Below are 8,788 nucleotides of genomic sequence, written 5' to 3' on the forward strand. Positions count from 1 at the left end.
TAACTATATATATATATATATATATATATAATTATGTAAAGTCGTGAAATTAATTAAATTTTTCAGAAAATACGGAGTCATACTTTTTATTATACATCTTTAAATAAATGAGAATTTAAAAAAACATATTTTTATAACAAAATAAACAGAGATATAAACCCTTTGTTTATTTATATTAGATTTAAATTTTTATCTTATTTCATGCTCTTTTAAATAAACCTTAAATCAGTACTTTAAAAATCTTATTATTAATAAAATAATGTCTCTTTTGTTTTTGCTTGTTTATCTTAATATTGATATAATTAATATTTATAGTTAGGTTGGTGTTTATCTTGGAAAAGAGATATGATGTAATAGTGATTGGGGCTGGTCATGCTGGTTTAGAAGCTGCTTTTGCTGCTTCTAATTTAAACAACAACACTTGTTTAGTAACCCTAGATGAAAAAGGGATTGGATTAATGCCTTGTAATCCATCAATTGGTGGTCCTGCTAAAGGAATAGTAACAAGAGAAATTGATGCATTAGGTGGGATTCAGGGAAAAGCAGCTGATGCTACAACAATGCAAATGAAAATTCTTAACTCATCAAAAGGTCCAGGGGTTTGAGCAATTAGAGCTCAAATTGATAAATTAGCTTACCAAGAATGATTTAAAACACAAATCAAACAACAACCTAATTTAAGTCTAGTAATTGGTGAAGTAGTTGAATTAATAGTTGAAGATAAAACTATTAAAGGAATTAAATTGGCTGATAATACTTGTTTATATGCAAAAGTAGTTATTATTACTGCAGGTACTTATCTTCAATCAATTACACATCGTGGAAAAGTACAAGTAGATGAGGGAGCAGATGGTAATAAAAATGCTAAATTCTTATCTAAAGATCTAATTAAGCTTGGTTTTAGTTTAATTAGATTAAAAACAGGTACACCTCCTAGAATCCATAAAGATAGTATTGATTATTCTGTTATGGCTTATGAACCTGGCACAAATGAAAATATTGCATTTTCTCACTATCAGCCAACTTATAAACCTTTTGAAGATCAATTGCCTTGTTATATTATTCATACTCAACCAGATACACATCAAATCATTGCTAATAATCTAAATGAATCAGCTATGTATGGTGGTTCTATTAAAAGTATTGGACCAAGATATTGTCCTTCTATTGAAGATAAAATTGTTAAGTTTGCTGAAAAAGAAAGACATCAAATCTTTGTTGAACCAGAATCTTATAATTTAGATTCAATTTATTTAGGTGGTTTTAGTACTTCAATGCCAGTTGAAGTCCAAGAAAAAATGATAAGAACTTTACCAGGTTTAGAAAATTCCAAAATTTTAAAATATGCTTATGCTATTGAATATGATGCAATTGACCCAACACAACTTTATCCAACCCTTGAAGCTAAACTAATTAATAATTTATTTTTTGCTGGTCAAATTAATGGAACTTCAGGATACGAAGAAGCTGCAGCTCAAGGATTAATGGCTGCTATTAATGCTCACCAAAAAATCCATAATAAAGCTCCTGTTGTTTTAGGTCGTGATGAAGCTTATATTGGAGTCATGATTGATGATATAGTAACTAAAGGTGTTAATGAACCATATCGATTATTAACAAGTAGAGCAGAACATAGATTAAGCTTAAGAAATGATAATGCTGATGATCGATTAATTAAAATAGGTTATGAAATTGGTTTAGTTAAACAAGAAGTATATGATGATTATTTAAACAAAAAACAAATCATCAACCAAGTTTTAGAATGATTAAAAACCACAACAGTTGGTCAAGTAGATCAACTTAAATTTACTACATCTAAAACTAATACTTATTTAATTGATTATCTAAAACGACCAGAAATAAAATTAAATGATTTACTTCCTTTTTATCCAATTCCATTAACTTTAGACGATCAACTAATTAGTAAGATTCAAATTCAAGTTAAATTTGAAGGATATATAAAAAACCAAGAAGAAAATCTAAAACAACTAAAGAAACTAAATAAGATTAGTTTAGTTGATATAGAAGATTATCATACTATCCCTAACATATCATATGAAACAAGAGAAAAACTAAATAAAATTAGACCATTAGATTTAGATCAAGCAAGCCGAATCAGTGGAGTTAATTTAACTGATATTGTAATGATTAAATACTACATAGAAAGAATTAAGAATGAACAAAACTAATTTTGTTATTGAACTTAAAAAACACTTTTCTTTTGTTGATGAAAATATGATCAATTTAATTGAACAATATAAGAATTTAGTTCAAGAATATAATCAACAATTTAACTTAACAAGATTAGATGATGATAGTTTAATTTATGAACAATTTATTTTAGATTCATTAATTCCTTATAAAGATCTTAATTGAGAAAATCAACAATTATCTTTAATTGATATTGGAACTGGATCTGGGATTCCTGGGATTCTTTTAAAGATTGTTTTTCCATCTTTAAAAGTTGTTTTATTAGAAGCAAATTCTAAAAAGTGTTCATTCTTAAACATTGTAATCAATGCTCTTAATTTATCAGACATAGAAGTATGAAATATGAGAGCTGAAGAGTTAAGTTCAAAGATGCGAGAAAGTTTTGATATAGCTACTTCACGTGCTGTTGCTAGTTTATATAAAATTTTAGAAATCTCAAGCCCTTTTGTTAAAGTTGGTGGTTATTTAGTTCAGCCTAAAGGATTAAATTTAGAAAGTGAACAACAAATAGCTACTAATACTATTAATATTCTTGGATTAGAACAAGTTAATTTATTAGAATACAAACTAACAAATCATACACACAAAGTTGTGATATATCAAAAACAAAAAGTAACTGATCTAGATTATCCTCGTTCTTGAAGTTTAATCTCTAAAAAACCTTTATAAATTTAAAAGTAGGTGTTTATGCTAACAGAATTGTCCTATATTATTACAGTAGTTGGTGTTGTTGGATGTATTTGCTTAACTGTAGCTTATAGTTTTCAAACCTATAAAGTATTTCAATCAAAAAGAACTGATGGCTTGTCTTTCAGTTTTTTAATTTTAGTAAGTGTTGCTTGTTTTTTATTTGGTGTTTATGGAGCTTTACAAATTGGTTTATCACCAACTATTATCGTTGGTATCCAAAACGGTTTAGCAATTATGATTTCTAATTTCATCGCTTCATTATTAAGTGTAGTAATGCTAGTTTATAAAATTATTAATTACAATAAAGCAAAAAAGCACCAATTAAGTGAAAAAGCTTATTATGAACAAATGGTTGCCCCATTTCTAAATCAACAAACTAAACAAAATGAAGGTAATAAATAAAAATATGAACAATAATTTAAATATTATCTCTTCCTTGTTTAGTGAAACAATTAATCAAACTAATACTAACAACACTAATCAAATTATCATTATTAGTTTTGGTTTAGTATCAAGTGTATTATTACTTGCTGCTTTTTTACCACAAACAATTTATACAATTAAAACTCGTAACACTACATCATTAAGTACATCAATGTTTAGTTTGGTGTTCTGTGCTCGTTTCTTATTTTCTTTATCAGCTGTTTTATTAATAGTTAGATATGTTTTATTAGAAGATTATGGAATAGCACTTTATGCATCCAGTTTACCATTATTAATATGCCATGGTATTAATTTATTTTTAAATGGAATTATATTGATCTTTAAGATATATAACTTAAAGAAAGCTAAGGATAATAATATGTCTGAAGCTGAATGAATCGATCATTACCATTTCTTAAAAGAACATAAGAAAAGGCAAAGCTAGAAGGGAAATTTCTTCTAGCTTTTTGTTTGTTTATGATGGGTTGCAACATAGTGTTCCCACTTAAGTATAAAAAAGTAATGGGTTGTTTTTTAACTAAATCTGATTTCTTTACTTGTTGTGGTTAACTTTAAAAAGTAAAGAAAATAGCAACACCGTTTTGTTAATCTACTATTGATTTTATGTTGTTAAAATATTATTAATTCCTATTTGTTCTTAACTATTTCTAAAAGGATCTAAAAATGAATTTGCTTGAATGTTTAAATAAATCAACAAACCATGAAAAACTATTGAAACTAGAAAAAGAGAATCTAGATTGATTAAAAACAGTAGTTGCTTTTTCTAATACTAGAGGTGGGAAAATTATTTTTGGTATCGATGATAATGATAAATGTGTTGGGTTAGCTAATGCCAAAAAAGATGAAGAATCTATTAGTGAATTTATCAAAACTAAATTAGAACCTTTACCATTATGTGAATTAACAATTCACTCTGAATCAAGCAAGGAATTTATTGTCCTAACTGTTTATTCAGGAAATGAAACTCCTTATTATTTTAGTGATTCAAAGAACAAAATAGTTTATGTATGAACAGGAAACAAAAGCATTGTTGCAACCAACAACCAATATAAAGCTCTTATATTAAAAGGTTTAAATAAAACCTTTGATAATTTATCTACAAACATAAATTTTAATGATGTTTCTTTTGGACTTTTAAAAACTGTTTATTATCAAAAAACAAGAAAAGAATTAAAAGAGGTTGATTTTACTTCATTTTTATTAGTCGATGAAAATAATAATCTTACTAATGCTGGAGCATTATTTGCAGATGGGCAATTAGTTTATCAATCTAGAATTTTTGCAACTCGTTGAAAAGGATTGAATAAATCAAACGGTAAATTAGAAGCATATGATGATAAAGAATATCAAGGAAATTTATTATATTTGCTTGAAAAAGGTGAAGACTTTATCAACAATAATTCAGTTAAAATGTGAAGAAAAGCTAACCATCAAAGAATTGAGTATCCAGACTACCCTGAATTAGCAGTAAGAGAAGCATTAACAAACGCTTTGATTCACCGAGATTATAGTGAAATTGGTTCAGAAATTCATATTGATATGTATGATGATCGTTTAGAAATTTATTCACCTGGTGGGATGGTTGATGGTAGTATCATTCAAAATACAAATGTATATGATGTAGCATCAAAAAGAAGAAACCCTATCATTGCCGATGTTTTTAATCGTATGAATTTAATGGAAAGAAGAGGTAGTGGTTTAAAGAAAATATTAGATAGTTATGTTGCTCAAATAAATTATAGAAATGAATTAGAGCCTGAGTTTAAATCTAGTGATAGTTCATTCTATATAATATTAAAAAATCTTAATTATGAAAATAATAAAAGAGTGGCGATAAATGATGCTGATAATACCAAAAGAATGGCTATAAATGATGATATTGGCGATAAAACAGCGGCGATAAATCAGAAGAACGGCGATAAAACTGATAAAAACGATATTAAAACGGCGATAAATGGTGCTGATATTACTAAAAAAGTGATGATAAATGGTGAAAGTGGCGATAAATTAACGGCGATAAATCAGAAGAGTGGCGATAAATCAGTGGCGATAAATAGTGAAAGTGGCGATAAACTCCTAAAAACAATAAATCAGTGGCGATAAGTGCTACTGATAATACTAAAAAAGCGGCGATAAAACAAAAGAGCGGCGATAAACCCCTATATTTAAAAGATAAACAAAAAGATATTATTTTAGATTTTGCTAAGAAAAATAAAGAATTTGTTTCAAAAGAAATCGAAACCATTCTAAACCTTAAACCATCTAGAGTCCGATTCTTATTATCAGAACTGGTTGAAGAAAATTTATTAGCACCAATTGGTGCTAATAAAAACAGAAAATACACCTTAAATAATTAATGATATTTTTACTTATGATACTTAGTATTGTTGATAATACTAAAGGCTCTATAAATTTGTTCACTCAATAATAATTTAGCTATATTGTGAGCAAACGTCATTGGTGAGAAAGATAATAAAAAATTAGCTCGTTGATAAACACTTTGACATAACCCATTAGATCCACCGATTACAAAAGCAATTGAAGTAATTGCTTGATTTTGTAATTTAGTAATCATTTCACTTAACTGAACACTATTTATCATTTTTCCTTCAATAACTAGTGCAACAACATAATCCTTTGGTTCTATATGTTTGATGATTCTACTAGCTTCTTTAGCTTTTATTTGGTTAATGTTTTCAACACTTAATTGAGCAGTTTCAGGTTCATCATCAACTTCTATACAACTAACTTTAGTAAACTTGTTAATTCGTTGTATATAATCATTAATAACACAATTTAAATGTTTGTTTTTGATCTTTCCAACTGAAATAATTTTTATTTTCATAATTTCATATTAACTTAATTTTTAAGACTTTAATAATCAATAATTCTAATTCTACATTATTAGCATTAATCTAGTTTAAGGATTTAAAGCTTTATTGTAAAATTAAAATATTAATATTAAAGGAAATGAAATCATGAAATATTTATTAGCTAATTTTAAAATGAATGCTAACCAGCAAATGTTAAATCAATACTTTGATCAAATAGATCAATTTGATGCTGATAAGTTAACAATAAAATTAGCTATTGGTGATTTATATTTAGATCGATTCGATGATCAAGCTAAACAAAAACAAGTTGAGCTAATGGCTCAGGATGTTTTTTCAGAACGAAGCGGGGCTTACACTGGTCAAATTAGTTATAGTCAAATACTTGATATTGGTATCAATTCAACCTTAATAGGTCATTCAGAACTTCGATTCTATCAACCCCAAGCTCTTGTAGACCACAAAACAAAAACAGCTTTAGCTAATAATTTAAATGTTGTTTTATGTATTGGTGAAGATGATTTTGTTTATGAAGAAAAAAAATCAATTTCTTTTATTATTGATCAATTAGTTAATGTTGTTAATTATAAGAATCTTAAAAACTTAATTGTTGCTTATGAACCAATTTTTGCTATTGGTAAAGAAGCTGCTAGTTTAGAACACATTAATAAAGTTACTCAAGTTATTAAAACTTATTTATATAATTGTACAAATTTAAACATTCCTGTTTTATATGGGGGGTCTGTTAATGTATCTAATCTAGAAGATATATTATCTATTAAATGTATTGACGGTGTTTTAGTTGGTAATGCTTCATTAGATGTTAATAATTTAAATCAAATGATAAAAATAATGACCAATTTAAAAGATAAGGATGATCAACAATAATGAATCTAAAAAAGAAAGTAGCTTTAGTCATTTTAGATGGTTATGGAATAGGTAAAAAAGATAGTACTGATGCTATTTATTTAGCTAATCCAAGTTGTATCAATCAACTAATGAAAGATTATACAACTATATCATTACATGCTTCAGGAAAGCATGTTGGATTAGCTGATAACCAGTTTGGAAACAGTGAAACCGGTCATCTTTTAATCGGATCAGGAAGATTATTAACTAGTCCAAACCAGTTAATTAATGAATCAATACAAAACAATGAATTAATAACTAAACTTCAATCAATAAATAGTAATAGAATCCATTTAGTTGGAATGTATTCAAAAGGATTAGTTCATAGTAATTATGAACACATCAACTATTTAATTAATCAATTAGCAAAAGATATTAATAAAACGATTATAGTTCATTTAATAGTTGATGGTAGAGATAGTTATCAATATGATTTTATTAATTATATTGATCAATTAGAAGTATTAATTAATCAATATGATAATGTTTATTTAAAATCAATTTCTGGTCGTTATTATGCAATGGATCGAGATCAAAGATGAGATCGAACCCAGTTAGCTTTTAATGAGATGTTTACATTAGAAAATAATTTAGTTAACAAACAACTAAAAGATATTTTTAATGAGTTTAAAGAACAAGAAATTAGTGATGAGTTTATTAAACCTTTTAGTTTATTATCAAATGATCAATATGCACTAAAACCTAATGATTGTGTCTTATTAGTTAACTATCGTGCTGATCGAATAATGCAATTAACACATCTAATTAAAAATCAACAAAATTATCAATATATAAATCCATTTAATATTGATCAAATTGAACTAACAACAATTACACAAATCCCAAAAGTTAACTCTAATGTATTAGTTAATAAAAAAGAAATTAAAAATAGTTTAGGTGATGTTTTAAGAGCTAATAATATTAAGCAAGCAAGAGTTGCTGAAACCGAAAAATATGCTCATGTTTCTTTCTTTTTTGATGGGGGAAATTATGTTTATTATCCATCTAAAAAACAATTTTTAGTTCCATCAGCTAAAGTAGCTACTTATGACTTAAAACCAAGTATGTCAGCTAATTTAATTACACAAACAATTATTGATCATTATGATCAGTTTGATGTTTTTGTAGTTAATTATGCAAATGCAGATATGGTTGGACATACTGGTAATTTAAAAGCAACGATTCAAAGTGTTAAATCTTTAGATGATGAAATAAAGAAACTTTATGATTATTTTAAAGAAAATAATGGAGTGTTATTTATAACAGCAGATCATGGTAATGCTGATTTAATGCTTGATGATCAAAACCAACCATTAACTACTCATAGCTTAAACCAAGTACCATTTATTATTACTGATAAAAGTGTTAGATTTAAAGAAATTATTAATGGATCAATAGCTAATGTAGCACCAACTCTTTTAGATTATTTAGGTTTATTAAAACCAGCTGAAATGACTGAGGATAGTTTGATCGAAATTTGTTTTGATCAATAGATTGTTCCTTTTGAAAACAACAATAAAAACACATTAAAAAATGTAGGTTAAAGTGTTATAAACACCAAAACCTACATTTGTTTATTTAATATTTATTAATTACTTTAGTTTTATAAAAACTTATTTGTTTAAATTATTGAACAACTTTAACTCGATCAACAGAATCTTTTTCTTTTGGTTCTAATTCTGATTCAATACCACCAAAAGGCA

The 8,788-nt window shown here is 26.6% G+C and carries 9 protein-coding genes; 8 read left to right on the top strand and 1 reads right to left on the bottom strand.

Features of this window, described 5'->3' with window-relative positions:
* Positions 1 to 332: 332 nt before the first annotated feature.
* From mnmG to UDIV_RS03155, 6 genes are all read left to right on the top strand, one after another.
* Entirely contained in the window at positions 333 to 2,189 is a 1,857-nt protein-coding gene (gene mnmG, locus UDIV_RS03130; RefSeq protein WP_038103209.1) for a tRNA uridine-5-carboxymethylaminomethyl(34) synthesis enzyme MnmG, read from the top strand.
* Positions 2,176 to 2,880, top strand: coding sequence for a 16S rRNA (guanine(527)-N(7))-methyltransferase RsmG (gene rsmG / locus UDIV_RS03135; protein ID WP_038103211.1), 705 nt, complete (start codon positions 2,176 to 2,178; stop codon positions 2,878 to 2,880). Before mnmG ends, rsmG begins: the two co-directional genes overlap by 14 nt.
* 18 nt (positions 2,881 to 2,898) lie before the next feature.
* Entirely contained in the window at positions 2,899 to 3,303 is a 405-nt protein-coding gene (locus UDIV_RS03140) for a PQ-loop domain-containing transporter (RefSeq protein ID WP_038103213.1), read from the top strand.
* A gap of 4 nt (positions 3,304 to 3,307) precedes the next feature.
* Entirely contained in the window at positions 3,308 to 3,769 is a 462-nt protein-coding gene (locus UDIV_RS03145; RefSeq protein ID WP_081847830.1) for a SemiSWEET family sugar transporter, read from the top strand.
* A 239-nt stretch (positions 3,770 to 4,008) separates the two neighbouring features.
* On the top strand, positions 4,009 to 5,448 hold the full coding sequence (locus UDIV_RS03150; protein WP_051749504.1) for an ATP-binding protein: 1,440 nt from the start codon (positions 4,009 to 4,011) through the stop codon (positions 5,446 to 5,448).
* Positions 5,439 to 5,702, top strand: a complete 264-nt coding sequence (locus tag UDIV_RS03155) for a hypothetical protein (RefSeq protein ID WP_051749506.1) — start codon at positions 5,439 to 5,441, stop codon at positions 5,700 to 5,702. The genes UDIV_RS03150 and UDIV_RS03155 overlap by 10 nt, the downstream gene beginning before the upstream one ends.
* 8 nt (positions 5,703 to 5,710) lie before the next feature.
* Here UDIV_RS03155 and rlmH read toward each other — a convergent pair whose 3' ends face one another.
* Positions 5,711 to 6,190, bottom strand: a complete 480-nt coding sequence (rlmH, locus tag UDIV_RS03160; RefSeq protein WP_038103215.1) for a 23S rRNA (pseudouridine(1915)-N(3))-methyltransferase RlmH — start codon at positions 6,188 to 6,190, stop codon at positions 5,711 to 5,713.
* Positions 6,191 to 6,323: 133 nt separating this feature from the next.
* On the opposite strand from rlmH, the gene UDIV_RS03165 reads away from it, so the two are divergent.
* Both UDIV_RS03165 and gpmI read left to right on the top strand, forming a co-directional pair.
* A complete protein-coding gene (locus tag UDIV_RS03165) occupies positions 6,324 to 7,064 on the top strand; it encodes a triose-phosphate isomerase (protein ID WP_038103217.1) in 741 nt (246 codons plus the stop codon).
* Positions 7,064 to 8,578 (top strand): 2,3-bisphosphoglycerate-independent phosphoglycerate mutase, encoded by a 1,515-nt coding sequence (gene gpmI / locus UDIV_RS03170; RefSeq protein WP_038103219.1) that lies wholly within the window; start codon positions 7,064 to 7,066, stop codon positions 8,576 to 8,578. Before UDIV_RS03165 ends, gpmI begins: the two co-directional genes overlap by 1 nt.
* The last annotated feature ends 210 nt before the right edge of the window (positions 8,579 to 8,788 follow it).

It is taken from the genome of Ureaplasma diversum NCTC 246 (assembly GCF_000731915.1).
Classification (GTDB): domain Bacteria; phylum Bacillota_I; class Bacilli_A; order Mycoplasmatales; family Mycoplasmoidaceae; genus Ureaplasma; species Ureaplasma diversum.